At 72.2% G+C, this 25,617-nt stretch carries 21 protein-coding genes; 7 read left to right on the forward strand and 14 right to left on the reverse strand.

All coding sequences use genetic code 11. From position 1 onward, the window contains the following. Window positions 1-36 precede the first annotated feature (36 nt). Complete coding sequence (locus ACZ6CZ_RS18255; protein WP_469021800.1) at window positions 37-792, reverse strand: hypothetical protein; 756 nt, start codon at window positions 790-792, stop codon at window positions 37-39. 199 nt (window positions 793-991) lie between these two features. Here ACZ6CZ_RS18255 and galE point away from each other — a divergent pair, with 199 nt between their 5' ends. Together galE and ACZ6CZ_RS18265 are read left to right on the forward strand one after the other, a co-directional pair. After that, the gene (galE, locus tag ACZ6CZ_RS18260) at window positions 992-1,987 is read left to right on the forward strand and encodes a UDP-glucose 4-epimerase GalE (protein ID WP_469021803.1); all 996 of its coding nucleotides are present in this window, start codon (window positions 992-994) and stop codon (window positions 1,985-1,987) included. A 56-nt stretch (window positions 1,988-2,043) separates the two neighbouring features. Beyond that, entirely contained in the window at window positions 2,044-2,397 is a 354-nt protein-coding gene (locus tag ACZ6CZ_RS18265; protein ID WP_469021806.1) for a VOC family protein, read from the forward strand. Window positions 2,398-2,442: 45 nt separating this feature from the next. On the opposite strand, the gene ACZ6CZ_RS18270 is transcribed toward ACZ6CZ_RS18265, so the two are convergent. The 9 genes from ACZ6CZ_RS18270 to ACZ6CZ_RS18310 all read right to left on the reverse strand — a co-directional run bounded on the left by ACZ6CZ_RS18270 (window position 2,443) and on the right by ACZ6CZ_RS18310 (window position 12,089). Further along, the gene (locus ACZ6CZ_RS18270; RefSeq protein WP_469021808.1) at window positions 2,443-3,219 is read right to left on the reverse strand and encodes a LamG domain-containing protein; all 777 of its coding nucleotides are present in this window, start codon (window positions 3,217-3,219) and stop codon (window positions 2,443-2,445) included. Window positions 3,220-3,329: 110 nt separating this feature from the next. Beyond that, entirely contained in the window at window positions 3,330-3,575 is a 246-nt protein-coding gene (locus ACZ6CZ_RS18275) for a DUF5133 domain-containing protein (protein ID WP_469021811.1), read from the reverse strand. A 139-nt stretch (window positions 3,576-3,714) separates the two neighbouring features. After that, window positions 3,715-5,340, reverse strand: coding sequence for a COG1361 family protein (locus ACZ6CZ_RS18280; RefSeq protein ID WP_469021813.1), 1,626 nt, complete (start codon window positions 5,338-5,340; stop codon window positions 3,715-3,717). Window positions 5,341-5,515: 175 nt separating this feature from the next. Next, the gene (locus ACZ6CZ_RS18285) at window positions 5,516-6,085 is read right to left on the reverse strand and encodes a DUF488 domain-containing protein (protein WP_469021817.1); all 570 of its coding nucleotides are present in this window, start codon (window positions 6,083-6,085) and stop codon (window positions 5,516-5,518) included. 67 nt (window positions 6,086-6,152) lie between these two features. Next, window positions 6,153-6,644, reverse strand: a complete 492-nt coding sequence (locus ACZ6CZ_RS18290) for a hypothetical protein (protein ID WP_469021819.1) — start codon at window positions 6,642-6,644, stop codon at window positions 6,153-6,155. Further along, complete coding sequence (locus tag ACZ6CZ_RS18295; protein WP_469021822.1) at window positions 6,641-9,133, reverse strand: molybdopterin oxidoreductase family protein; 2,493 nt, start codon at window positions 9,131-9,133, stop codon at window positions 6,641-6,643. Before ACZ6CZ_RS18295 ends, ACZ6CZ_RS18290 begins: the two co-directional genes overlap by 4 nt. Window positions 9,134-9,362: 229 nt before the next feature. After that, complete coding sequence (locus ACZ6CZ_RS18300; RefSeq protein ID WP_469021824.1) at window positions 9,363-9,953, reverse strand: hemerythrin domain-containing protein; 591 nt, start codon at window positions 9,951-9,953, stop codon at window positions 9,363-9,365. Window positions 9,954-9,963: 10 nt separating this feature from the next. After that, window positions 9,964-11,163, reverse strand: coding sequence for a hypothetical protein (locus tag ACZ6CZ_RS18305; RefSeq protein WP_469021827.1), 1,200 nt, complete (start codon window positions 11,161-11,163; stop codon window positions 9,964-9,966). A gap of 230 nt (window positions 11,164-11,393) precedes the next feature. Further along, window positions 11,394-12,089: a GAF and ANTAR domain-containing protein gene (locus tag ACZ6CZ_RS18310; RefSeq protein ID WP_469022603.1), complete on the reverse strand. Its 696-nt coding sequence runs from the start codon at window positions 12,087-12,089 to the stop codon at window positions 11,394-11,396. A gap of 520 nt (window positions 12,090-12,609) precedes the next feature. Between ACZ6CZ_RS18310 and ACZ6CZ_RS18315 the strand changes: the two genes are divergently transcribed. Then, the gene (locus tag ACZ6CZ_RS18315) at window positions 12,610-12,813 is read left to right on the forward strand and encodes a cold-shock protein (protein ID WP_469021829.1); all 204 of its coding nucleotides are present in this window, start codon (window positions 12,610-12,612) and stop codon (window positions 12,811-12,813) included. A gap of 97 nt (window positions 12,814-12,910) precedes the next feature. On the opposite strand, the gene ACZ6CZ_RS18320 is transcribed toward ACZ6CZ_RS18315, so the two are convergent. Next, window positions 12,911-14,983, reverse strand: a complete 2,073-nt coding sequence (locus ACZ6CZ_RS18320) for a SpoIIE family protein phosphatase (RefSeq protein WP_469021831.1) — start codon at window positions 14,981-14,983, stop codon at window positions 12,911-12,913. A gap of 274 nt (window positions 14,984-15,257) precedes the next feature. On the opposite strand from ACZ6CZ_RS18320, the gene sigJ reads away from it, so the two are divergent. Continuing rightward, window positions 15,258-16,292 (forward strand): RNA polymerase sigma factor SigJ, encoded by a 1,035-nt coding sequence (gene sigJ / locus ACZ6CZ_RS18325; protein WP_469021834.1) that lies wholly within the window; start codon window positions 15,258-15,260, stop codon window positions 16,290-16,292. A gap of 41 nt (window positions 16,293-16,333) precedes the next feature. On the opposite strand, the gene ACZ6CZ_RS18330 is transcribed toward sigJ, so the two are convergent. Next, entirely contained in the window at window positions 16,334-17,107 is a 774-nt protein-coding gene (locus tag ACZ6CZ_RS18330; RefSeq protein WP_469021836.1) for an NAD(P)-dependent oxidoreductase, read from the reverse strand. A gap of 182 nt (window positions 17,108-17,289) precedes the next feature. On the opposite strand from ACZ6CZ_RS18330, the gene ACZ6CZ_RS18335 reads away from it, so the two are divergent. Continuing rightward, window positions 17,290-17,979, forward strand: coding sequence for a class I SAM-dependent methyltransferase (locus ACZ6CZ_RS18335; protein ID WP_469021839.1), 690 nt, complete (start codon window positions 17,290-17,292; stop codon window positions 17,977-17,979). 127 nt (window positions 17,980-18,106) lie between these two features. Beyond that, the gene (locus tag ACZ6CZ_RS18340) at window positions 18,107-18,307 is read left to right on the forward strand and encodes a type II toxin-antitoxin system VapB family antitoxin (RefSeq protein WP_469021842.1); all 201 of its coding nucleotides are present in this window, start codon (window positions 18,107-18,109) and stop codon (window positions 18,305-18,307) included. A gap of 24 nt (window positions 18,308-18,331) precedes the next feature. On the opposite strand, the gene ACZ6CZ_RS18345 is transcribed toward ACZ6CZ_RS18340, so the two are convergent. After that, on the reverse strand, window positions 18,332-18,829 hold the full coding sequence (locus tag ACZ6CZ_RS18345) for a hemerythrin domain-containing protein (RefSeq protein ID WP_469021844.1): 498 nt from the start codon (window positions 18,827-18,829) through the stop codon (window positions 18,332-18,334). Window positions 18,830-19,045: 216 nt separating this feature from the next. Beyond that, a complete protein-coding gene (locus ACZ6CZ_RS18350; RefSeq protein WP_469021847.1) occupies window positions 19,046-21,175 on the reverse strand; it encodes a cellulose binding domain-containing protein in 2,130 nt (709 codons plus the stop codon). A 621-nt stretch (window positions 21,176-21,796) separates the two neighbouring features. Between ACZ6CZ_RS18350 and ACZ6CZ_RS18355 the strand changes: the two genes are divergently transcribed. Further along, complete coding sequence (locus tag ACZ6CZ_RS18355) at window positions 21,797-25,531, forward strand: S8 family serine peptidase (protein WP_469021849.1); 3,735 nt, start codon at window positions 21,797-21,799, stop codon at window positions 25,529-25,531. The last annotated feature ends 86 nt before the right edge of the window (window positions 25,532-25,617 follow it).

A 25,617-nucleotide genomic window follows, 5' to 3' on the forward strand; every position in this document is an offset into this window, starting at 1 on the left:
TCCATCCGCCGGGCCGGTGAGCGCGACACGTGGGATTCAGCCGGACGGTTCGGGACTCGTCGGGTCGACCTTCGCACGGAAGTGCGGGAACCACTCGGCCCGCGGGTCCAGCACGTCGATCAGCTCGATCAGTCCCTGCTGTACTTCCGTCAGACGGGGCACGGCCGCCTCCGGGTCCTCGGCGAGCCGGTCGACGGCGTCGAGAAGGGGGGCGAACCAGCGCCGAAAGGCGTCGTCATGGTCGAGCCGGTCGCAGAACTCGGCGTACCCCAGGCACCGGCGGCGACCGGGTTCTCCCCCGGGGTGCACCATGAGTTCCCCGACGGCCCGTTGCTCGGCACGCCAGAGGCGCAGCACGTCGCGGCCGCCCGACGACGTGTGGTTGAGGGCTTTGCCGATGGACGAGATGATCGTCATGACCTGCTGGTTGCTCCGTGACCGCCCGAGGTCCAGGAACTGGATGTCGCGCCGCAGGATCTCCACCCATCCCAGGTATTCGGCGAGCACGAACGCGGTGCTGCGCCGTACGTACGCCTGCTCGTCGCGGGAGCCGTGCTGGAGCATGTAGGTCATGAAGCCGCGGCCGGGTCCGGGCGAGAGATCGGTGTTGATGCCGCTCACGATGTTGTACAGCCTGGACTGGAGGTCGTACGCGGCCCAGGCCAGCGAGGCTCCGTAGGAGTCCATCAGGTTCCGCTGCTCGATGCGCCGCAGGCGCCGCTGCGTCCAGTAGCCGAGCACTGCCGTCGCCGCCGCACCCCCCAGCGCCACCATCGCCGACAATAAGGTCACCGCATCCACGGCACCGCCCCCATCACCTTCGCGCGCCCGCACGTTCGCAACCCGCTCCGAGCCTATCCCGGCCCCTGTCCCTCGATCGGGGTCCGCTGTCCCTCGATCGGGGTTCGCTGTCCGTCGCCGCCGGAGTTCTCCGTTAGCCTTGCCGCCGGTCGCCCGCTGGGGCCGCGAACGGAGCCAGGAGAACACCATCGTGGTGAAGGTCCTCATCGCCGGAGGAGCCGGTTACATCGGCAGCACCGTCGCCTCGGCGTGCCTGGACGCGGGCGTCAGCCCCGTGATCCTCGACAGCCTCGTCCGGGGCCGCCGCGAATTCACCGAGGGCCGTACGTTCTACGAAGGTGACATCGCGGATGGCGCGGTGGTCGACCGGATCTTCGCGGAGCACCCGGACATCACCGCCGTGGTGCACTGTGCGGCGCTGATCGTCGTGCCCGAGTCGGTCGCCGACCCGATCGGCTACTACGACGCGAACGTCGCCAAGAGCCTGGCCTTCGTCAGCCATCTGCACCGCAACGGCTGCGACAGGATCATCTTCAGCAGCTCGGCCTCCGTCTACCGGGCCGAGGACGGCTCGCCCGTCGACGAGGACTCGCCGCTGGCGCCGCAGAGCCCGTACGCGCGGACCAAGGCCGTGTGCGAGGAGATGTTCGCCGACATCGCCGTGACGGGGCCGCGCGTGCTGTCGCTGCGGTACTTCAACCCGATCGGGGCCGATCCGCGCCTGCGTACCGGGCTCCAGGTCAGGCGGCCCAGTCATGCCCTGGGCGTGCTCATCGACGCCCATCGGGAGGGCCGCCCGTTCCCGATCACGGGGACGGACTACCCGACCCGCGACGGCACGGGCATCCGGGACTACGTGCACGTCTGGGATCTCGCCGCGGCGCACCTCGCGGCGATCGAGCGTTTCGACACCGTCCTGGCCGCGCCGAGGCGCTCGGTCGCGATCAACCTGGGCACCGGCTCCGGCACCACGGTCCGGGAGCTGTGCGCCGCCTTCGGCAACGTCGTCGGCACGCCCCTGGTGACCGTCGACGCCGATCCGCGCCCCGGTGACGTCGCCGGCGGCTACACCAAGAGCGACCGGGCGGCGGAACTGCTGGGATGGACGCCGAAGCTCTCCCTGGAGGACGGCATCCGGTCCGCCCTGGACTGGCTGCCGGTGCGCGACGCGCTGCTGAAGGACTGACCGCCTCTCCACCCGATCACCGCCCCGGCACGGCGGCGTCCTGGCAGGATGGCGGGATGGAACGTGTACGTGGAATCGGTGGGTACTTCATGCGGGCCGCCGACCCGGCGGCGCTGAGCGCCTGGTACCGCGACTGCCTGGGCCTGGACGCCGATGACAACGGCCTGTGGCGGCAGGAGACCGGGCCCACGGTGTTCGCGACCTTCGAGTCCGGCACCGACTACTTCGGGTCCCCCGCCCAGCGGACCATGCTCAACTTCCGGGTACGCGACCTGGACGCGATGCTCGCGCAACTGCGCGCCAAGGGTGCCGACGTGGCCGGGGAGACACAGGACATGGAGGGTGTGGGCCGCTTCGGCTGGGTCACCGACCCCGAGGGCAACCGGATCGAACTGTGGCAGCCGGCGTGATCCGACCCCGTCCGTGACGAACGGTGCATGCCGGGCGGTGTCGGCTCACACCCCGTCGGTCTCGGGCACCGCGCTCTCGGCCACCGCCTCGGACTCGTCGGGCGGTGCTTCCGCCAGGGGGGCCGGTCGGCGTACGACGAGGTGCTGGACCTCGTAGGACATCTCCCTGACGCGGGGGGCGGGTGGCGGGTGGTAACGGCCCGCGCAGACCGACAGGTTGACGATGAGGTAGGCGTGCCAGTCACGTCCCACGCCCTGGCGGTCGGCGAACACCCGGTTGCCGTTCACCCACCAGACCACCGACCGCGCGCCGAACTCCACGCGCAGGTCGACCCAGGCGCCCGGGCGGACAGCGGGGTCCCGGTAGTAGAAGTTGCCGCTGCGGACGTGGTTGGTCAGCTCCAGGAGGTCGGGGTTGTCCGGGTGGTACTCGAAGACGTCGATCTCCTGGTCGCCGTCGCGCCAGGTCCAGATGGCGGGCCAGGCTCCCGCCTCGTACGGCAGTCTGACCCGTGCCTCGAGCACGTCCCCCGCGCGGACGGTGAAGGCCTCCTCACTCCCCTCCGTGGTGAGGAGGCCGGTGTCCCACCGGCCGTCCTTGCGGAGGGTGGCGCGGAAGGTGCCCGAGCGGCTGTAGGCGGGATCCGCCGTCAGGTGATCCAGCTTGTTGTCGCCCGGGTTGACCGGTCCGCCGTTCGGATACGCCCACGAACGGCCCGCCACCCATTGCCGGGTGGACGCGAAGTCCGCCGTGAAGACGACCTCCGACGGCGACCGACGCGCTTCTGCCGACGGCTCCCCGTCGAATGCGGCACTTCCCATGGGCGAATGCTGCTCAGCGGACGACTCCGGCATGCGATTGCCGGCGAAATCAGGGCAACGACGACCCGGACGAGTGAATCAGCCGATGAGCATACCGGGCCTTCGACGGCTCAGGCGGCCAGGATCTGGCCTGCCTTGGTCGCCGTAGGGCGCCCCGCCCGCAGCTGCTCCAGGAGGAGGTCGGCGGCGGCGAGGGCCTGGTCCACCGACTGGGTGCCGGTCATCACACAGAGCGTGTAGGAGGTGTCTTCCAGCTCCCGGCTGGAGTGACCACTGGGCTGCAGGTCGTGCTGGAAGCGGGCTTCGGCGAAGCGGGCCAGCACCGCACGCAGTTCCTTCTCCGCAGGCAGCAGCACAGCGACATCCTCTCTCACAGGGCGGACCGGCACCCGGACCGCGACACCCGCGCACCCGCCAGGGGTGCCACAGCGACTCTCTCCGGAAAGGCGTCTGCCCCCGGCGGATCACCGTATGCATCCCTGGTTCCCGTGAACGTCAGGAGAGTCGGGCGCCGGTGCGGCGGCGGGCGGTGACGGTGAGCGCGGCGCCGGCGACGAGCGCGGTGATCGCTGTGCCGGCCAGCCACAGGGTGCCGTCGCTGCCGGTCGAAGCGAGCGCGCCGCCTCCCGCGGTGGTTCCGGTCGTTCCCGTACTGCTGCCGCCCACGGACTGGGGGGCGGGGTCGTTGCCGGTGGTGCCGGAGGTGCCGGTACCGCCGGTGCTCCCGGTGCCGGTCGTCCCGTCGCCGGTGCCGCCGTCCTGGCCGGTGGACCCGGTGACGTCCACCGTGAGGTCGGCGGTGTCATTGCCGTGGTCGGGGTCGAAGGCGAGCTTGTCGTCACCGTAGATGCTGGTGGCCCGCACGGTGCCGTGGGTGTCCGCGGCGTCCTCCGCGATCTTCAGCTCGAACGGGAAGTTGTGCGTCTCGCCGGGCAGAACCAGATCGGGGTAGACGGCACAGATGTACTTCGGCTTGCCCAGGGCGGGTTCCGTGGGACCGTCGATGCCGAACGGCAGGCAGGCGTCGGGCACCTTGACCGCCTCGGTGCCCTTGGGGATGTCCACCATGAGCGCGATCTGGTCGTCGCTGTTGGGATAGCCGACCCAGGCCGGGCCCTGGTCCTTCAACTGGGCGACCACGGTGACCCGGTCGCCGGGCTTGCCCTGCGCGCTGTCACCGAACGCGGCGAGATCGGCGGTGTTGGCGGCCGTGATCCTGCGATCAGCCGTCGGGCCCGAGCCGGACGGCCGGGAGTCGGACGGCACCAGGGTCAACGGGGAGCCCTGGCCAGGCGTTCCGCTGCCGTGGCCGCCCCGGCCGCCGGCGGCCACCTCGTAGTGGAGGACCTCGTTCAGCGCGTCGTGCCCGACGACCACGCCGAAGGGCGTGTTCAGGCGGTAGGTGCGGCCGGGCTCGACGGGGGTGTCGATGTGGCAGACGGCCTGTCGGGTCCAGAAGTCGGACCGGCGGTCGACGGGTGCGTAGGCGCAGTTGGTGAAGGCGTCACCGAGGTCGAGGCCCGGTGTGGCGAGCAGGCTCAGGGTGACGCCGTCCGCGGTGGCGCTGCCGGTGTTGGCGATGGTGACCTGCTGGTTCAGGGTGCTGCCCGGCACGGCGCCGGACACGGCGGGCGCGGTGGAGACCTGGAGTTCGAGGCGGCCCGCGGTCACCTTGACGGTGGTGCCGGTGACCTCCCCGGTCGAGGAGTGGCCGGAGATGGTGACGGTGCCGCTGTCGCCCGCCTTCGCCCCGGAGGCGGCGCGCAGCGGGACCAGGCCACCGGAGTTGTCCGGGGAGTCGATGTCCCCGCGGTCGCAGGTGTAGACGGCGCCGTCGTGGGGGCAGTCGAGGCTCGTGGTGGCGAAGCCGGCGACGCCGCCGAGGTCGACCACGATCTCGACGTCGCGCGCCGTGCCGCTGCCGTCCTTCTCCAGGCCCCAGCTGATCTGGGCCTCGTCTTCGCTGTCTCCCGGCAGAGGCAGCGAGACGTCGTCGCTGACGACGACCACGCGCAGCGTGGGTGATGCGGCCAGGGCAGGGGTGGCGGTGAGCGCGGTGCATATGAGGGCCGCTGTGGTGGCGGCCAGCATCGTGCCGCGAGGCCGCGGGCGGTGCGACATCGGTTTCTCTCTCGGTTCGAAGGGACACGCGGGGCGTGAAGGGACACGCGGGGCGTACGTCGTCGGGACGGGTCGTCCAACGAGTGGTGCGCAGCGTGTGACTCACGAGCGGCGGGAAAGGTTGCCGTGCCGGCACAGTCCACGACCGCGAGGGGGACGGCTCAGGGCGGACGGCTCAGAGGGACGGCGTGGACGCCTCCCCGGGCGGGTCGGAGGCGGGGAGGTCGTCGTAGACGAGCAGGCCGTCGTCGCGCAGCCGCAGGCCCGGCGTCGGGGTGTGCGGGTGCAGCCGTCCGTCATGCATCAGGTGGTGCACCCGCGCGCCGCGTGCGACCACGGCGAAGTCGGCGATCAGGCGGCGGTGGCAGCGCCACCAGACGGCTTCGCTGCACATCACCGTGGTCAGGGCGGTGGCCGCGTCGCTCAGCAGCCGTTCCATGGCGGTGAGGAAGTCGGGGGTCCTGGTGTGGGCGGCGTAGCCGCGGAAGGACAGGTTGCGCCAGACGACGTCGGGGCTGTCCGGAGGCGGTTTGCGGTAGCCGCCCAGTGCGGGCTCCCACCGGTAGGCGAGCCCCTGTTCGGGCATCCAGGCGCCGAGGCGCTGTCTGGCCAGGTCCGGATCGCGGCGGCTGCCCGGAGCGATGCGTACGTCGACGACGGCGCGGACGTCGGCGCCGCGCAGCAGCTCGGTGATGCGTTCCCGGCCGGCGGTGCCGTGGCCGAAGGTGATCAGCGTCGCGGTCATGGCCGGCTCCTCCGCCGTCGCCGCGGACCGGCAGGTCGCCCCGGCATCCGGGTAGGTCGCCCAGGCATCACAGGCTCGTCAGGACCTGGGGCGAGAGGACTTTGATCATGGCGTTGGTCCAGCGCATCTGCCGCAGTGTCCGCGGGTGGCACTCCGAGGCCAGGGCAAGGAGGTCGTCGTCCCTGGAGGCCTGCGCGGCCTGGGCGGTCATCTCCCAGTACAGGGAGTTCTGCGTGGCGGCGAGGTGCAGGTCCCTGAGGTCGCGCAGGAGGAGCAGTCCGGACTCGGGGCGGTGCCCGAACGTCTCGGCCGCCTTCTCCCTCAGTGCCGACAGGATGCCCGGGGACCGCTGCCCGGAGAGGCCGCCGAGGCTCAGGCCGCGGGCGTCACCGATGTCGGTCAGGCGCTGGACGTGCCGTCGTGACCACTGGGCGAGGTCGGTGGTGACGTGGCGGATCTCGTGGTCGGTGCGGTGGCGCTCCCCCACGGTCACCAGTTCCTGGGCCAGGTGCTGTTCGCCGTGGTGGAGGGCGCGCAGGACCAGGTCGACGCCGTTCACGAGGCACCGTCCTCTGCGCCGGCGCCCCCGTGGGCGCCGGCCGACTGGGTGACGAGGGCGGCGGGGCCGCCGGTGGTGGCCGGTACCGCGTCCGGGCGGGCGGGCGCCGACGCGGTGGTGGTCGGGGCAGGGGCGGTGCGGCCGGCGCCGGGCTCCACCCGGCGCAGGGCCGCGGCGCAGGTCTTGAACACCGGTTGTTTGGAGACCGGGTCCCAGTCGGTGACGGTCGTCTCGTTGGCGGCGCGGCCCGGTGTGCCGCCGTCGGGACCGTGTCCGCCCTCGGTGTCCCAGTAGCCGTAGTGGAAGGGGACGAACAGCAGCCCCGGGCGGATGTCGGTGACCCGCAGCCGGCCGCGCAGGGCGCCGCGCGGTGTGCTCACCTCCACCAGGTCGCCCTCGCCCAGCCCGAGCCTGGTGGTGTCGGGCGCGGACACCTCCACCCAGACGTCGGGGGCGGCCTTGTTCAGCTGGGGCGCCCGCGCGGTCTTGGTGCGGGTGTGGAAGTGGTAGAGGGTACGCCCGGTGGTCAGCTGGAACGGGTACGTCTCGCTGGGTGCCTCGTGCGGCGTCAGGTAGCCCGCCGCCTTGATCATGGCCTTTCCGTCGGGGTTGAGCGAGCGGTACTCCACCACGCCCTCGGACGCACCGGTGACCAGGTCCCTGCCGTAGGTCTCGCAGACGTCCGGGTGGGCCCAGCTGATGCCGTCGGTGTAGAGGCGTTGTGTGCCGTCCGGGGCCTGTTCGGTGCAGGGCCACTGGATGCCGCTGGCGCCGCGCAGCTTGTCGTAGCTGATGCCGGTGTAGTCGCACGGCCGTCCCGCGCTGCACCGCTTCCACGCCTCGAACGCGGACTCCGGGTCGTGCCAGGTGATCAGGGGGCCGCCGTCCTTGTCGCGGAAGTCCATGCGGGCCGCGTAGTCCAGGAAGATGTCCAGATCGGACCTGCTCTCGCCGGGCGGGCCGACGGCCTTCTGGGTCAGGTGCACCGTGCGGTCGGCGTTGGTGAACGTGCCCGTCTTCTCGCCCCAGGTGGCGGCGGGCAGCACGACGTCCGCGAGCCGGGCGGTCTCGGTGAGGAAGAGGTCCTGCACGACGACGAACAGCTCGTCCCGGGCGAGGATGGAGCGGATGCGGGACAGTTCGGGCAGGGAGACGGCGGGGTTGGTGCCGCTGATCCAGAGCATGCGGACGGAGCCCTGCTCGGCGTAGCGGAAGATCTGCATCGCGTGGGTGGACGGACCGTGGTGCGGGATGGTCTTCGGCTCCACGTTCCACACCTTCGCCAGATCGGCGATGTGAGCGGCGTTCTCCCAGTTGCGGAAGCCCGGCAGGTCACCGTTGGCGCCGCATTCCCGGGTGTTCTGGGCCGTGGGCTGGCCGTTCATCTGCAGGATGCCGGCGCCCGGCCGACCGAGCATGCCACGGATCAGGTGCAGGTTGTTGATCTGTACGGCGGCCGCGGTGGCCTGGTGGGACTGGTAGATGCCCTGCAGCACGGTGGACAGCAGCCGGTCGGCGCCGCCGAGCAGGTCGGCGGCCTCCTCGATCCGGGTGGCCGGTACGTCGCAGATGTCCGCCGCCCACCGCGGCGTGCAGGGCTCCACCCGGGAGGCGAGTTCCTCGAAGCCGACGGTGTGGGCCGCGAGGTAGTCGTGGTCGACCCGGTCGGTACGGATGATCTCGTGCAGGAGCGCGTTGAGCAGGGCCACGTTGGTGCCGATACGCGGGGCCAGGTGCACGGCCGACCTGCGGGCCACCGGCGTGGGGCGGGGATCGACGCACAGCAGCCGCGGCGGTTCGGCGCCGTCCAGCCGGTCGAGGACGCGCATCCACTGCACGGGCTGGGTCTCGGCCAGGTTGTGTCCGAAGAGAGCGATGACGTCGGCGTGGTCGATGTCGTCGAAACAGCCGGGCTGCCCGTCGCAGCCGAACGACTCCTTCAGTGCCTCGGCGGCGGTGGCGGTGCACAGCCGGGTGTTGCCATCGACGTGGTTGGTGCCGATGCCCGCCCGGGCCAGCACCGCGAGCGTGTAGTACTCCTCCAGGAACAGCTGACCGGAGGTGTAGAAGCCGATCGATCCGGGGCCGCGCTCGTCGAGCAGGTGCCGCGAGCGGTCCACGACCCGTCGCATAGCGGTGTCCCAGTCGCACTCCACCAGCCGGCCGTCCTGCCGGACCAGCGGCCGGGTCAGCCGGTCCGGGGAGGCGTTGGCCTGCCAGCCGAAGAGGTCCTTCGGCCCGAGCCGTCCATGGTTGACCCGGTCGACCGCGCGGCCCCGCACGCCCACTATGCGCCCGTCCCGTACGGCGATGTCCATGGCGTCGCCGTCCGAATGCAGGATCGACGCCGCCTGCACCCAGTGCTGCACCATGTCCGCCTCGACACCGTCCTCCAAGAAGGTGTCCACACGGGTCGGCCACGGGTCGTGGCGGCCGTAGGGGGTTCGGCTGCCCCAGGGCTGCGCGATCCGGTCCACCGAAGCGTCCATGTCGGCCTCCTGTCCGATCCCCATTTTTCCCGGTCGCACCCGGCGACGCATGCGTGGAGTGGTCAGCGGCGACGCCCGCGACCGACCGGGCCGGGAGGACAGCGGGCGGTGCCTGTTCGAGCCCCTGACTCCTCCCCCAAGCCCCAGGCCCCGGACACCGTTCCCGCGTGCGGCGGGGAAACGGTCGGGGGCCGGTGACCCGGCGGGCAGGCAGTGGGCCCGTACCGGCTCAGTTGTTGCCCATGGCCTTGCGGACGGCGTCCTTGGTGCGGTCCATGAGCGCGGCCACCGGTCCCAGGGCCACGTTGGCCGTGGCCGACTGCACCCCGGGGTGCGGCCGGGTCGGGGCCATGGCCTCGGCGGCCTTCACGGCCTTGGCCATGGTCGCGAGGCTGGTCACATCGGTGCTGCGGCGGATGTGGCTGAACTCGTAGCGTTCCTCGGCCCGGGCGTGCTCCTGCACGTCCGTGCGCAGCTGCATCAGCATGGCGAGGAACTTCGGGTCGTCGGTGTCCATGTCGTCCAGCGCCGCGAGGGCCTCCTTGGCGGCCTTCTCCTCGGCGAGCCGGTCGTCCACGATCTGGGCGCCGCCCGACACCGCCCGCCGGACGAACGGGTGGACGATCTCCTCCTCCGCGGTCTCGTGCACGGCCAGCAGCCGTACGAGCCGGTGGAAGGCGTCCCGGCGTTGCTCGCCCTGGCACCCCTCGACCTCGTCGAAAAGGTTGCGGATGTCACCGTGCTGACGCATCAGCAGGCCGACGACGTCGATGTCCGGGGCGTGGTCGTCGCCGGCCTGCGGGGTCTTCAGCTCTGGCATGTCCGCCCCCTCACTTCTCGCGCATCGCGGGGTCGGGGTGCTCGCCCTCGGACTGCACCCGGTACTCGCGGCCGAACATCTGGTCGTGCTCGGCCATGACCCGCTCGCTCGGCGGCTCCTCGCCGCCGTGGATCTGCTCCTGCATCTTCTCGAACCGCTCGTGCTGGTCCCGCACGTAGCCCGCGCCCAGCGTGGTCAGGTCCATCTGGGTGTCCAGCAGTTCGCGCAGGTACTGCTTGTTCGGCTCGAAGGTGAGCACGTTGGGCAGCTCGGGCGCGAGGATCTCCTGGGGGTCACGGCCGTCGTGGCGGCGCATGAGGTCACAGGCGGTGTGCAGGTGCTCCAGCTCCATGTTCAGGTGCAGCTCCCAGATCGACTTGATCCGGGGGTCGCTCTCCTGCTCCATGAAGGAGTAGTACAGGTAGCACTCGTTGTACTCGTGGTTGACGAGCTGCTCCCACCACGTCTCACCGGGGTCCACGAGGGACTCGTAGTGGGTGACGTGCTCCTCCTCGATGAGCCCGATCTCCTGGTAGAGCTGGCGGGCGATGGGCTCCATGTAGGTGGGGCCGGTGTTCATGTAGAAGTTCATCGTCTGCTGCTCGGCCGACATGATCGTCAGCGCGTGCAGCCGCGAGAGCGGGTTGACGGTGTCCTTGTCGTACGGGTCCCGCACGTTGTCGACCGGGTTGCGGTGGTGGTACTTGGTGGGCCGGCCCGGCATCACCTCGGTGAGGTTGTCCACGATCGACTCGGCCTTGCGGTGCTCGATCATCTCGTACAGGTTGGCGTACCGGTACAGGTGGTCGAAGTCCTCCAGCACACCGAACTGGTACGCCTGCGTCAGGTACGGGTCGGGCTCCATCCGCGCGACCCACGCCGTCAGGTCCACCGCGACCTGCTCGTAGGCGATCGTCGTCTCGAGCACCGACGAGACTCCGGGCAGCAGCCAGTTGACGACCTTCTGCTGCTGCGCCTCGATGTACCGGGTCCGGGCGAGCTGGCGCTTCACCTCCGGGTCGACGGTGTTGCGGGCGAGCTGGTGGCTGAAGAGGATCGCCTCCACCTCGATGCCGTTCATCGTGATGATCCGACACCTGGTGTAGGGGTCACAGCGGTCGGGGTCGATCGGCTGGACGTTCAGCTCACGCCAGTTGCGCAGCTGGCGGTCCAGCGGGATGCCGCGTTGCTCCAGCGGGTTGAAGGTCACGTGTTCCTCCTCGACGGGCCTGGGGGCGGTGGGAGTACCCCTCCCGGCGCGGCAAGCACCAGGCGCCGGGAGGTACTCGGCCATGCTGGGTGCCGTAGGAACCGTTTCCGGCCACCTGCTGCCACCCGGCACCTAATCTCACCCGTCCAGGCCAGCGCAGGACGGCGGGTCGCGACGGTGGACGACCGCGCCGGCCGCTCGCCCGCGGCTCCCGGCCGCCCGCCCGCGGATCAGGGCTGCGGTCGCAGCGGTGGCCGCGGCGCGGGGGGCCGGCCGGCGAGGTCGGTGAGCAGGCGCGCGCAGACGTCACGGAGCTTGAGGTTGGTCTGCTGGGACAACCGGCGCAGCAGGTCGAAGGCCTCCTGCTCGGTGCACCGGTACTGCTGCATGACGCTGCCGATGGCCTGGTCTATGACGCTGCGGGAGGCCAGGGCGGTCTGCAGGTCGCTCACGAAGTCGTCCGTGTCGGCCAGGCGCTGCGCCAGGGCGATGCCGCCGCCGGCCTGCGCGGCGAACGAGGCCAGCCGGTGCCGGTCGTCCTCGGAGAAGGCGTCCGGGTCCGGGGCGTAGAAGTTCAGGGCGCCGGCGGTGTGCGTGCGGACGGGGATCGGCAGGGACAGCGAGGAGCGGATGCCCAGGTCCGCCGCGAAGGCCGGGTAGGAGCCGAACCGGGACTCCCGCAGGGTGTCCGGCACGTGCACGATGTGGCCGGTTCGCAGCGCCTGGAGGCAGGGGCCGTCGTCCTGGCCGTACTGCTTCTCGTCCAGTTTCTCCGCCACTCCGCCGGTACTGACCACCGTCAGCGGCCGCCCGTGCCGCTGCACCGTCACGCCGCAGCCGTCCGCGCGCGAACGGCCGACGGCCTCATCGACCAGGTGTTGCAGGAACTCGCGTACGGAGGCGGTTTCCAGCAGCCAGTCGATCATGTCGGGTGTGCGCTGGTCGCCATGGAGCCGGTCCACCCTTGGCACCTCCCACGGTTCGGGGCTTGGCTCGCTCGTACGGATACCCGCTGTCGATCAGGACTCGCTCTGCCTTCCGGCAGCGCGTGGCGGGCCGGGTCACCGGGGAGCCACGGGGGCGGCGGAGAGTTCGCTGCCGGGTGGGGGCGCATCGCGCGCGGGGCGGCGGCTCAGGTCCCTCCGCCGCCGGGGCGGCGAAGGGACCAAGGGCTGTTGTCCCAACCCACTCGCCGGGTCGCCAGCTTCTCGCCGCTCACACACCGCCGGGCCCACCAGTGCGGGGCGCGGCCGCCTCGTGGCCGCCCGGGTGCACACCACCGCACGCGGGCCGTCACCCACCGTGTTCGCTTCGGCCCGAAACCCTCACTCACGTGCGGGTATGAGCGCGGTCTGTCGGGGTAGAACGTGTGTGGCTCCTGTTGCTCAGGGGCCGGAGCGGCCCGGCGACAGGGTCGTTCCCGCGCAATGAACGAAGGATCGACTGATGGCCAGCGGCACCGTGAAGTGGTTCAACGCAGAGAAGGGCTTCGGCTTCATCTCCCAGGACGAGGGCGGCCCGGACGTCTTCGCGCACTACTCCGAGATCCAGGGCAGTGGTTACCGCGAGCTCACCGAAGGAGAGCACGTGACCTTCGACATCGGGCAGGGCCAGAAGGGGCCGCAGGCCCAGAACATCGTCCGCGGCTGACCGGACGGCGTGAGACCGGCGAGGCGGCTCCCTTACGGGCAGCCGCCTCTTCACGTTGCCCGCGCGTCGCCCGGGCCCGCGGGCTGCCGGGCAGCCGTCACAGGGGATGTACGCGGGCGATGAGGAGGGCGACGTCGTCGTGACCGGCGGGGTGCCGCAGCTGTTGCAGGAGCCGGTCGCAGGTCTGCTCGGGTGAGTCGTCCGGCAGCGTCAGGAGGCGCAGGAGGTCCTCCAGACGTTTGTCGATGGGCTCATTGCGGGTTTCCACCAGGCCGTCGGTGTACAGGACCAGCTGGTCGCCGGGCTCCAGGCGTACGTCGGTCGCCTCGAACGGGACGCCGCCGACGCCCAGCGGGGTGCCGGTGGGCAGGTCGAGGAGGCGTGGCGGGCTGCCGGGCCGCATCAGCACGGGAGGCAGATGACCGGCCGAGGCGAGGTGCAGCCGGGCGTGGTGCGGGTCGTAGACCGCGTACACGAGCGTGGCGATGTAGGGGTCGAGACCGAGCGTGATCTTGTCCAGGTGGGTGAGGATCCGGGCCGGTTCCAGGCCCAGGTCGGCCAGGGTCGCGGTGGCGGTGCGCAGGCGTCCCATCGTGGCCGCGGCCGGGATACCGCTGCCCATCACGTCGCCGACCGTCAGGGCGGTGCGGTCGTGCTCCAGGGCGATGACGTCGTACCAGTCACCGCCGACCTGGCTGAACGCCTGGGCGGGCCGGTAGCGGGCGGCAATCTCCAGGCCGGGATGGTGCGCCGGCAGGTGCGGGAGCAGACTGCGCTGGAGGGTCTCGGCGGCGCTGCGGATGTGCTGGTGCAGGACGGCGTTGTCGATGCTCAGGGCCGCCGACGAGGCCAGTTCGCAGGCGAGGGTGAGGTCGTCGTCGTCGAACGGCAGCGGGTTGCGGGCGCGGGCCAGGCTCATCAGGCCGATCAGTTTCTCGTGGGCGACGAGCGGGACCGTCATGCCGGTGTGGACCCCGGCTCGGCCGAGGAGGCGGGCCACCTCCGGTTCGGCGGCGATCCGGGTGAGGTCGCCGCCCTCGACGCGGGTGAGGAGGACGGGACGGCGCATGCGGATGCCGTGCGCGGCGGGATGGTCGGCCGGGTACGTGACCAGACGGCCCGGTGAGACGATCGCCTGGACCCCTTCGGTGAGGTAGGCGCTCTTCACGGCCAGCGCGCGGAACTGCGCCGATCCCTCGGCGCTCTCGACGCGGCCCGTGCGCAGGACGGAGTCGAGGACGTCCACGACGACCAGGTCCGCCAGGTCGGGGACGAGGGCCTCGGCCAGTTCCTGCGCGGTCCGCTCCACCTCCAGGGTGGTGCCGATCCGGGCCGACCCGGTGGCCATGATGCGCAGCCGGCGCTGGGCCCGGTCGGCCTTCTGGGCCGCCAGGTAGCGGTCGGTGACGTCCACCACGACGTTGGCGATGCCGAGCACGTGGCCGTGGTGGTCCTCCAGCCGGTAGAACGACACCGCCCAGGCGTGCTCGTGCTGCGGGTCGGCGGCGGTGCGTCCCACCAGCTGCTGTTCCACCACGGGGTCACCGGACGCCAGGACCTGCCGCATCAGGACCTCCGCGTCCAGGAACGGCTGGCCCGGCAGGATGTCGCGGAAGGCCCGGCCGATGTGGTCGCCCTCCGGCACGCCGTGCATGGCGGCCAGGGCCGGGTTGACGGCCAGGTACCGCAGGTCGGCGTCCAGGACGGACAGCCCGATCGGCGCCTGGGCGACCAGCCAGGTGGACAGGGCCACCTGGTGCTCCACCTGCCGCAGGGTGGACAGGTCGGTGGCGAGGCCGAGGGCGTAGTGATCACCGACGTTGTCCGTCAGCCGCATGTTGCGGAATTCGATCATCCGGGTGGTGCCGTCCCGGTGCCGGACGGGGAACGAACCCGCCCAGCCGCGACCGGTCTGCATCAGCTCGCCGAACAGTTTGATCGCCGCGTCCCGGTTCCGCTCGTGCAGCAGCAGCGGCGCCGCCATCTGCCCGACCGCCTCGTCCCGGGCGTACCCGAACAGGTGCTCGGCCTGCGGACTCCACATGTCGATCCGGCCGTCGGCCTCCAGGAGGACGGCGGCGACACCCAGGAGATCCATCAGCCCACTCGGACCGGAGATCGCGCCCTCCGGAGGCTCCGCCTCGCCCGGACGCCCTTCCTCCTGGCTCATCACCACTCGCCCCTTCAGCCCTGTCGACCTCGCCGGCGCGGCATCCGGCCCGCCGGACCCAGCAGGTGGAGCGGCCCCTGCGCGGTCGGCGGACGTCTCTACGATGCGGCACGAAGCCGCATGCGGCCACAACAGCGCGCCGCGGCGGGGCCGCGCCCGCCCGTTTGTCCCCCGCCCGGCGCGAGGGCGCGGCGCGGGCGCAATGCCCGGATGTCACACTTCCGGTGCCGTCGAGCCTCTCGGGTGGGAGTTTCCGGGAAGAGAGGTCCTGCCGATGTCCGACCGTCCGCACGACAGCGCGACGACAGTGTTCGCCGAACACCGTGAGCTGCTGTTCTCCATCGTCTACAACCTGCTCGGGAGCGTGGCCGACACCGAGGACGTCCTCCAGGACACCTGGCTGTCGTGGGCGGCCCGCAGCCGGGACACGCAGGCGGAGGAGGTCGTCAATCCGCGGGCGTACCTGGTACGGATCGCCGTGAACGCCGCCCTCGCCCGGCAGGCGGCCATCAGGCGCCGGCGGGAGACCTACGTGGGGCCGTGGCTGCCCGAGCCCCTGGTCGGCGAGGCGGCCGACGCCGTCGAGGCGCCGGACGCCGCCGAGCCGGTCCTGCGGGCGGAAGCGGTGTCGATGGCGATGCTGGTCGTCCTGGAGACCCTCACGCCGCTGGAGCGCACGGTGTTCGTCCTGCACGAGGTGTTCGGCTACCGGCACACCGAGATCGCGGAGATCCTCGACCGCACCCCGTCCGCCGTACGGCAGCTCGCCCGGCGCGCCCGCGAGCACGTCCAGGCCCGCCGCCCCCGCTACCGGGCCGATCCGCGGGTGCGGCAGCAGGTGACCGAGCGGTTCCTCGCCGCCGCGCTCGGAGGCGACCTCGACGACCTCATGGAGATCCTGGCGCCGGACGTGACCATGTGGACCGACGGCGGCGGCAAGGTGCGGCAGGCGGCCCTGCGTCCGGTGCGCGGCCGGGACAAGGTCGCCCGCCTGATCACCGGGTCCACCTCGCACCGGCCGGACCACATCGACGTGCGCTACCGCACCGTCAACGGCGATCCCTCCGCGCTGCTCTTCGCCGGCGACGCGCCCTTCGCCGTCATGGTGCTCGACCTCAGCCCCGAGGAGAACCAGGTGTCGGGCATCTACGCCGTCACCAACCCGGAGAAGCTGGCCCACGTCCCACCGGAGCCCGCGGAGGCTTCGGAGCCCGCGCAAGCGCCGCGAGTTCCGGGACCTCCGGAGCCTCCGGAAGCTTCGAGAACTCCGGAGGCTGCTGAGGTCGCTTCCGAGGCAGAGGCCGGCTGACGGGCGCGTCGGCTGTCCCGGTCCGAGAGGCTCGGAGAGGCTCAGACCGGTGCTCCGTCGGCCCTCGCGGCGCGCTCCCCGTCGGCGCCGCTGTCCGCGGCGCCGGGGTCTGTCCGCCCGCGGCCGCCGAACGCCTCCCTGCGCAGGATGTCGATGAGGCGGGGAACGCCCTCCAGGGTGCGCACCTCGACCACCGCCCGTGCGTCGCGGTCGTCGGCCACCTGGCGCAGCAGCGCGTCGGCCAGGTCCGCACGGGATGTGAAGCGCCCGGGCAGGCGCGGTCCGGCCGTCATCCGGTAGTCACTGACCGCGGCGGCGTCGAAGAGGCCGGCCGGCCGGACGATCGTCCAGTCGGCGCCGCTGCCCCGCACGACGTCCTCCGAGCGGCGCATGTCCTCGTAGACGGTCCGTCCGACGAAGCGCGCGATGGAGGGTTCGAGCACCTTCCGGAAGAAGAAGCCGTCGTCCGGTGACTCCTGCCCGCTGACGGTGGTGGAGGTGACGCAGACCAGACGGGTGACCCCGTGCCGCGCCATGGCCCGCGTGATGTGGGTGGCGCCCGCGCTGTACACGGTGACGGGCCGCCGGCCGAACGGCACCCCGAGGGTCGAGATCACCCCGTCCTGGCCCGCCACGGCGGCGTCGACCTCGGCGGAGTCGTGCACGTCCCCTCCGACGACGCGCAGTCCGGCACCGCCGGGCGGGAAGGCCTCGGGCCGCCGGGTGACGGCGGTGACGAGGTGCCCCGCGGCCAGCGCCCGGGCACAGACCTGCCGACCGGTAGGGCCGTTGGCCCCGAACACGACGATCTTCACAGCGCTCTTCCCCTCTCACGGGCCCACCGCGCCGAGCGCTGAGTGCACCCCGGTCCGCCCGGGCCCGTCGCCGTCCAAGAGGGACGCGCGCCGCCGGGTGTGACATCGCCGGTGCGGCCGTCGTTTTGCCGGACCCGCAAAAAGAATGGCGTTGCCCCTGCGTGCCGGGTGACGGTGGGCCGGTGACCGAAGAACACACAGCACATCGCACGACCGAGACGACCGCGTCTCCGGCCCCTCCCCCTGCCGACGGATATGTCGGCGATCCCGCGGTGCGGGCGGAGTGGGACAGCCGGTACGCCGACCAGCACCGGTTGTGGAGCGGCCGGCCCAACGGCGCGCTCGTGGCCGAGGTCGCCGGGCTCACGCCGGGACGGGTGCTCGACGTCGGCTGCGGCGAGGGCGCGGACGCCGTCTGGCTCGCGCGCGGCGGGTGGGACGTGACCGCACTGGAGGTCTCGGGCGTGGCACTGGAGCGGGCGGCCGGGCACGCCCGGGACGCCGGCGTCGCCGTCCGCTGGGTGCACGCCACGCTGACCGAGGCAGCACTCCCGCCGGCCTCCTTCGACCTGGTCTCCGCGCAGTACCCGGCCCTGCTGCGCACCCCGGACGCCGCGGCCGAGCGGGCGCTGCTCGCGGCCGTCGCGCCCGGCGGTGTGCTGCTGCTCGTCCACCACGCGGGCATGGACACCCGCCACGACCACAACGGCTTCGACCCGGCCGACTACGTCTGGCCGGCGATGGTCGCCGCACTGCTCGACGACGACTGGGTGGTGGAGGTCGACGAGCAGCGGCCACGCGTGGCGCCCGACGGCGGCGCCGGCGCCCACCACACCGACGACATCGTGCTGCGCGCACGCCGGCTGCGCTGAGACCGCGCCCGGCCGGCCCGCACCGGCGGGCCGGCCGGTGACTCCCCCGTGCGCGGAGGGCAACGGGACGCTGTCCGCGCGGATCGCGAGCGGTTACAGTGCCGATGTCACGCGATGGGGGGCAGTGGTGGCCAAGGTCAATATCAGTCTCGACGCCGATCTCGTGGTGGAAGTGATGGTGCTGGCCGGTATCGGCTCGCCCCAGGACGCCGTCGAGGCGGTCGTGCGGGACTACATCGCCCGTGGCCACCGCACCGAGACCCGCACGGAACGCAGGGACCAGGGTCTGCGCGAGATCGACGCCGCGCCGCGGGACCCGCAGGGCTGACCCGAGCCGCAGGAACGGCCGCGGTCACTCGCTGTGGGCGGCGACCAGTTCGCGTACGTACTCGGCGCTGCCGCAGTCCTTCTCCAGGTACGTGGCGCGGGCGTCGCGAAACGCGGTGCCGAGCTGGGCACGGCGGTCGTCGGCGACGTTCTCCCGCGCGTCGTTGAGCAGGGTCCGCTCCTCCTCGTCCGCATGGTGGTTGACCGCCGTGACGAGTTCCTCCAGCTTCTCGTCCCACTCCTCGGAGGCGGTGTCCTCCACCTCGAGCAGGGCGAGCAGCGCCTTGTTGGCCTCCTGGTGCTCGTGGGTGCTGTGGTCGACGTCGTCGTCGTCGACGTTCTTGTAGCGCCGCAGCGCCGGGTAGACCTCGTCCTCCTCGGCGGAGGCGTGGGCGATGAGCAGGGCCGAGAACTCCTGGAGAGCGGCGGCGCGGTCGGCCTCGGCGTTGCGCATGGTCCGGAAGAGGTCTTCCATGCGGCGGTGGTCCTGCAGGATCAGTTCGACGACGTCGGTGGACGGCACGGGGGCCTCCTCGGCTCTGGGGTGACGGTGTTCCGGTGTCGCGGATACCCCGGTCCCCGCAGGCCAGACGTACGCCTTCACCGACGTCACCCGTTCGGTGCGGGAGCGCCTCGCGGCGGCCGGCCGGTGGCTCGTCGGCGCCGGAGCGCGCGCGGGGACCCGGGCGCCGTGCTCCCCCGGGTCCCCTCGGCGGCTCCGGCCGGTCGCCGGGCGTTCTCAGCCGAGCGAGCAGACCGTCCCGTTGAGGCGGACGGCCGCCGGCTGCGGGTTGGGTCCGTCATTGGCGCCGACGAATCCGAAGGAGGCCGTCGATCCGCCGTCCGGGGCCAGCGGTCCCGCGCCGTCGGGGGCGGTCACCCGCACGTGCCGGCCGGTCTGGTGGAACGTGGCGTTCCAGCCCGAGGACACGGACTGGCCGTCGCCCGGCCAGTCCCAGTCCACGGTCCAGCCGGTGATCGGGGTGGACGCGAGGTTGCGCACGGTCACCGTGGCCACGAAGCCGTTGCCCCAGCTCGTGTCCAGGTGGTAGGTGACCGCGCAGGTGGCGTCCGCCGGGGTGCCGGTGGTGAAGGTCAGCGGATCGGACGCGGCCGAGAGCCGTCCCGACGCGTCGGCCGCCAGCACGTTGACCGTGTGGGTGCTGCCCGGGGGCAGGTTCTGCAGGGTCACGGTCGTGCCGGTGCTCTCACCGATCACGTGGGTGTGGGCGCCGTCGCGCTCCTGGACCAGGTAGCGGGCGGCGCCCGCCGCGCCCTGCCAGGACAGGCGCGCCGTGGTGTCGGTCACCGCGCCCAGCTTCGGCGTGCCGGGGGTCCCCGCGGCCGAGGCCCCGGGCCCGGTGCCGGCTCGCGGCGCGAGGGTGACGGTGAGCATCCCGTACGGCGCCACCGTGACCTGCGACGTGGACGCGTCCGAGCCGGTGACCTTCGTGACGTCGGTGTCGCCGGGTGCGTAGCGGCTGACCTCGGGTGCGGTGCCGGACGGGGTGAAGCCCGCGTAGTCGAGGTCCACGGTCCGCGCGGCGTCCGGGTTCTTGTTGATGAGCAGGACGCTCAGTCGCCCGTCGCGGCGCAGCACGGCATGGGCCGAGACCTCCTGCGCGGAGGACGCGGTGGCGACCATGGTGTCACCGGCGGTGCCCAGTTCGCTGGTCATCTTCATGCCGTAGTAGGGGTGGAACGGTGTGTTCGGGGCCGGTTCGCACACGTCGTCGGTGCACGCGCCGCTGGAGAGCATCCCCATGTCGCCGTAGTCGGTCTCGCCGCCGACGGTGGTGATCCGGCCCGCGCCGTTGTGGGTGTTCCACCAGTCGACGGTGAACACGCCGTTCTCCGAGGCCGTCATCAACGCGTCCGCGGCGAACAGGCCGTTGGGGCGGGCGGTGAGGCGGGCGCCGCCGGTGTTGGTGTTGATCTCGGTGAGGGCCATGCCGATGCGCGGTGAGTCGGCGCCCGCGTACCGGTCGAGCTGGGCGCGCACCTCCCGCAGTTCACCGGGCAGGCCGGCCACCTTGGCCATGGCGTCCTGGACGCTGGTGTCCGCGCCGCCCGCGTACCAGTGGACGCTCACGAAGTCGATGACATCGGTCACCTGGGACAGCACGGTGTGGTTCCAGTCGCCCGGGTCGCCCTGGCCGGCCACGCCGTCCGGCCACTGACCCGGCGTGGTGAGCACCGCGCCGATCTTGATCGTCGGGTCGACCGCCTTCATGGCCGTGGCGTAGGCACGGACCTGACGGGCGTACTCCTGCGGGCTCTTGTCCGCGTGGTCGTCCTGCTCCCAGCCACTGCCGTAGTGGCCGTTGCCGTAGATCTCGTTGCCGATCTCCCAGTACTTGGCGCCGTAGTTCTTGGTGACGTTCGCGTACCGGACCCAGCCGGCCGCCTCCTCGGGCGTGCCGGAGCCGTAGTTGGCGATGAGGATGGGCTGTGCGCCGGTGGCCCGGACGGTGCCCATGAAGGAGTCGAAGCCGGTGCCGGGGGCGACGTACCCGCCGGGTGCCGAGTGCGTCTGCCAGTGGTAGATGTCCGCGTACGAGCCGCCGGGGTAGCGCATCGCGCCGACGCCGGCCGCCTTCATCAGGGTGGCGACCTCGGGGTCGTTCATGTGCGAGTCCCAGATGGCGGCGTTGACGCCGTGGGCGGTGGTGGACAGCCGGCCCAGCGCCGCCTGGGTGTTGACCTGGACGGTCGCGTCCGCGGCGGCGGCCGTCCGCGCCGCCGCGGGCGCGGCAGCGGCCAGCGGCGACAGCAGCGCGAGCGCGGCGGCCAGGACGGCGGCGCCGCGCGCAAGAGCGCGGGGCCCTCCGGTGCCGGCCGGCCGGCCGGGTCCGAGCAGTGGGGGCATGCGGGTCCTCCCTCGGGGGCCGGCGGCACGGGTGGGGGCAGCGGGTGCCGGACCGTGCCGCCGGCGGCGGAGTGCCGGCGCGGCAGCAGGACGTTCCACGCCGGTGGCACGGGAACGGAGCATGGGTGCGGTGCAATGCGGTGCGGTGCAGGGGGTGCGGGAAGTGCGGGGGCGTGCCGTGCGGTGCAGCGGTGCGAAGTGCGTGCGGTGCCTGTGCGGTGCGCGATGCCCTGTGATGCGGCGGGTGCGGTGCGGCGGTGCGATGCCGTGCGGGTCGTCTGCGGTCGTGCCCGTGTGGGGCGGCGGCCGGAACTCGACTGTGGGAGCGCTCCCATGATGGGAGGGGCGTGATGTTCTGTCAACGCACCGGACATCACCGGTGCACACGGCCCGCTGTCCGACGGCCGGGCGGCCTCCGGCCTCCCGGCCCGGACGGGCGGGACCCGCTGTCCGACGGCCGGGCGGCCTCCGGCCTCCCGGCCCGGACGGGCGGGACCCGCTCTCCGGATGAGCCGCTTCGCCCGGATTCGCACACCGCGCGGATGGCAAGTCACCGCCATGGCGAGGACTTGCCATGATCAGCTCTTCACGGCGGCGTGAACCGGCCGGTAGACCCGGGGCATGTCCTTCCCCTCTCAGTCCTCCGCCTTCCGGCGCAGACGCCGGCAGTTGTTCGCGGCCCTCACCGCGGGACCGCTGCTGGCGTCGGGGCTCGCGATCTCGCAAGCGCCCGCCCATGCCACCCCGCACCGGCCCGCCGTTCCCGCGAAGGCCTCGGCCACTCATACGGTCACCCTGGTCACCGGTGACGTCGTCCGGGTGACCACGATGGCCGACGGCAGGCAGACCGCCGACGTCGACCGGCCGGACAGCGCCGTCGGCGGGGTGAAGATGCAGCAGATCAACGGCGATCTGTTCGTCATACCGGACGAGGCGGCGCCGCTCCTCGGTGCCGGCAAGCTGGACCGGCGGCTGTTCGACGTCACGGATCTGGTCGAGATGGGCTACGACGACGCGAAGTCCGCGACCGTGCCCCTGATCGCCACGTACGCCCGCTCGACGTCCCGTGCGGCCATCGCGCCGACCGCGCCCCGCGGCAGCAGACTGACCCGCACGCTCACGGGCATCCACGGCGCGGTGCTCAGCACCGAGAAGCGGCGGGCCCGCACGTTCTGGTCCGCCGTCGCGCCGCGGGGCAGCGCGAAGCTGGGCGAGGGCGTGGCGAAGCTGTGGCTCGACGGCCGGGTGAAGGCCGACCTCAAGGAGAGCGTGCCGCTGATCGGCGCGCCCGAGGCGTGGGCGGCCGGCTATACCGGCAAGGGCGTCAAGGTGGCGGTGCTGGACACGGGCATCGACGCCGACCACCCCGACTTCAAGGGCCTCATCGACGGCACGACGAGCTTCGTGCCGGGTGAGGACGTGACCGACGTCAACGGGCACGGCACGCACGTCGCCGGCACCATCGTCGGTTCCGGCGCCGCCTCAGGAGGCGACTACAAGGGCGTCGCCCCGGGCGCCGACCTGTACGTCGGCAAGGTGCTCGGCGGGGCGGAGGGATCGGGCCAGGACTCGTGGGTCATGGCCGGCATGCAGTGGGCCGCCGAGACGGGCGCGGACGTCGTCAACATGAGCCTCGGCGACTCCTACCCGACGGACGGCAGCGACCCGATGTCGCAGATGGTCGACGCGCTCTCCAAGCAGTACGGCACCCTGTTCGTCATCGCCGCCGGCAACGCGGGGCCGGAGAGCATCTCCGCCCCGGGCGCGGCCGCCTCGGCGCTGACCGTGGCCGCCACGGACAAGCAGGACCAGCTCGCGTCGTTCTCCAGCACCGGCCCGCTGGCCTCGTCCGGCGGCATGAAGCCGGACATCGCGGCGCCCGGCGTGGACATCACGGCGGCCCGTTCGCAGAAGATGACGGACGGCGGCGAGGGTTACTACCGCACCCTCAGCGGCACGTCGATGGCCACCCCGCACGTGGTCGGCGCGGCGGCGATCCTGGCCCAGCAGCACCCGGACTGGACCGGCGCGCAGCTCAAGGAACAGCTGATGAGCACCGCGAAGGGCCTGGACGAGGCGTACTCGCCGTACGAGGTCGGCACCGGCAGGGTCGACGTGGCCGCCGCCGTGCGCACCGGGGTCCGCGCCACCGGGTCCCTGTTCTTCGGCAACTACACCTGGCCGCACGACCCGGGCGACGTCGCCGTCACGAAGGACCTGACCCTCACCAACACCGGTCCCGCCGATCTCACGCTGAACCTCGCGCTGAGCGGCGACGACGGCCCGTTCTCGCTGGGGGCCGCCAAGGTGACCGTCCCGGCCGGCGGCACCGCCGCCGTCCCGGTGACCGGTGACCCGCAAGCCGCCTCGGCGGGCCGGCACACCGGCTACGTCACGGCCACCGACGCGGCCACCGGCAAGGCGGTCACCCGCACGTCCGTGGCGCTGCTCAAGGAGGAGGAGCGCTACGACCTGAACATCAAGCTCGTCGGCCGCGACGGCGCTCCCGCCGCCGGCTGGGTCGGCGTCAACCTGGCCGGGGACACCCTGCCGTGGTCCGTGTACGTCGACGGCTCGACCACCATGCGCATGGCGCCGGGCCTGTACACCGTCGCCGGGTACCTCGACGTCTCCGGTGAGAAGCCCGACCGCTCGGGCCTGGCCGTGCTGGTGGACCCGGAGACCGTGCTCAAGGACGGCCCCGCGACCGTGGTGCTGGACGCGAGCAGGGCGCGGCTGCTGCGCACCGAGGCACCGCAGCGCACCGAGGACCGCCAGCGCAAGGTCGACTTCAACGTCCACTACAAGGGCATGGACCCGTACACGGACTACCGCAGCGCCTACGTGCTGCCGCCGACGTACGACGACGTCTACGTGGCGCCGACGAAGCCGATGCGCCAGGGCGAGTTCCTGCTGACCACCCGCTGGCGCAAGGGCGAACCGCAACTGGAGGTGAGCACGCCGGGCGGCCGCCGGCGCTTCGAGGCGCTGACGCAGGCCGGCGGCGACCTGGCCACCGGGACGGACACGCTGGGCGCCGTCTACGCCGGTGACGGCTCGGCGGCGGCGTACGCCGGGATCAAGGCCAAGGGCAAGGTCGTCGTCGTCGACCGCACCGACGCGGTCTCGCCGCAGGAGCGCGCGGAGGCCGCCGCCGCGGCCGGCGCCAAGTCGCTGATCGTGGTCAACGACGCCCCGGGCGCGCTGCTGGAGTACGTCGGTGAGGCCGCCCTCCCGGTGGCCTCCGTGCACCGCGACGCCGGCCGCACCCTGATCGCGCTCGCCAGGACCGGCCGCCTCAAGCTGACCGTGCGCCGCACCGAGTACACGCCGTTCGTCTACGACCTGACCCGGGAGTACCCCGGCCAGGTGCCGGACCGGCCGCTGGTCTACCGGCCGGACAAGCGGGACCTCGCCCGCATCGACGCCCGCTACTACGCGGCCGCGGGCGGCACGTCGGCGGAAGGCTACCGGTCCGACTTCACCCTCAGCCCCTCGTTCAACCTCCCCGAGGCCGAGTGGCACCCGGGTACGCGAACGGAGTGGGTGACCCCCGGCCAGGACTGGCGGGAGTTCCACGCACAAGGCGTCGACGGAGCCCTGCCGTGGACGATGGTCTCCGGTGACAACACCTACGCCAAGGGCAGCACCACCCGCCTGGACTGGTTCGCCCCGGCGACGCGGCCCGGCCAGGGCGAGTCCTTCGGCGTGTACAACTCCCGCTGGCAGAACTACCTGACCTGGAACGTGCAGGCGTGGGCCTCGGCCAGCGACACCATGCGGCTCGGCGGCTACCTGCCCTGGGGTGAGACACCGTCCCACCTCCAGGTCTTCCAGGGCGACCGGCGGATCTACGACAACCCGCAGAGCGGGGACATGCAGTGGCAGGAGGTGCCGGCGGGCAACCTGCCCTACCGCGCCGTCCTGGACGTGCGGCGCCCCGGTGACGTCTTCCGGCTGTCGACCCGCACGCACACCGAGTGGACGTTCATGTCCGACACCGTCGACGCGGACGACTTCCGGCCGTTCTCGGTGCTCAACCTGAACTACCGGCTGGCCACCGACCTGCATGGTGACATCAAGGCCGGCTCGACCCAGCGGATCGTGCTGGAGCCGGTGTCGATGGACGGCGGGACCGTGCCGGGCAAGGTCGGCGCGGTGAAGCTGGACGTCTCCTACGACGACGGCGCCACCTGGCGGAAGGTGCCCCTGAGCAGGCACGGGGAGCGGTCCTGGACGGGTTCGTTCCGCACGGCGACGAAGCGGGGCGGCTTCCTCTCGATCCGCGCGAGCGCCCGGACCGACCGCGGCTTCGGCGTCAGCAACGACATCGTCCGGGCGTACGGCCTGCGATGAACCGAAACGTCGGGCCCCGGGGCGGCAACGCCCCGGGGCCCGTCCCTTCGCACCCGCCCGCACCAGGGATTTTCCGCACTCCGCGG

Source organism: Streptomyces sp. NPDC041135 (assembly GCF_055592085.1).

Coding starts and splice junctions, on each gene's coding strand:
- ACZ6CZ_RS18265 (WP_469021806.1), top strand. CDS start 2,044: ATGGAACGTGTACGTGGAATCGGTGGGTACTTCATGCGGGCCGCCGAC.
- ACZ6CZ_RS18270 (WP_469021808.1), bottom strand. CDS start 3,219: ATGGGAAGTGCCGCATTCGACGGGGAGCCGTCGGCAGAAGCGCGTCGG.
- ACZ6CZ_RS18280 (WP_469021813.1), bottom strand. CDS start 5,340: ATGTCGCACCGCCCGCGGCCTCGCGGCACGATGCTGGCCGCCACCACA.
- ACZ6CZ_RS18285 (WP_469021817.1), bottom strand. CDS start 6,085: ATGACCGCGACGCTGATCACCTTCGGCCACGGCACCGCCGGCCGGGAA.
- ACZ6CZ_RS18295 (WP_469021822.1), bottom strand. CDS start 9,133: ATGGACGCTTCGGTGGACCGGATCGCGCAGCCCTGGGGCAGCCGAACC.
- ACZ6CZ_RS18300 (WP_469021824.1), bottom strand. CDS start 9,953: ATGCCAGAGCTGAAGACCCCGCAGGCCGGCGACGACCACGCCCCGGAC.
- ACZ6CZ_RS18310 (WP_469022603.1), bottom strand. CDS start 12,089: ATGATCGACTGGCTGCTGGAAACCGCCTCCGTACGCGAGTTCCTGCAA.
- ACZ6CZ_RS18315 (WP_469021829.1), top strand. CDS start 12,610: ATGGCCAGCGGCACCGTGAAGTGGTTCAACGCAGAGAAGGGCTTCGGC.
- ACZ6CZ_RS18320 (WP_469021831.1), bottom strand. CDS start 14,983: ATGAGCCAGGAGGAAGGGCGTCCGGGCGAGGCGGAGCCTCCGGAGGGC.
- sigJ (WP_469021834.1), top strand. CDS start 15,258: ATGTCCGACCGTCCGCACGACAGCGCGACGACAGTGTTCGCCGAACAC.
- ACZ6CZ_RS18350 (WP_469021847.1), bottom strand. CDS start 21,175: ATGCCCCCACTGCTCGGACCCGGCCGGCCGGCCGGCACCGGAGGGCCC.
- ACZ6CZ_RS18355 (WP_469021849.1), top strand. CDS start 21,797: ATGTCCTTCCCCTCTCAGTCCTCCGCCTTCCGGCGCAGACGCCGGCAG.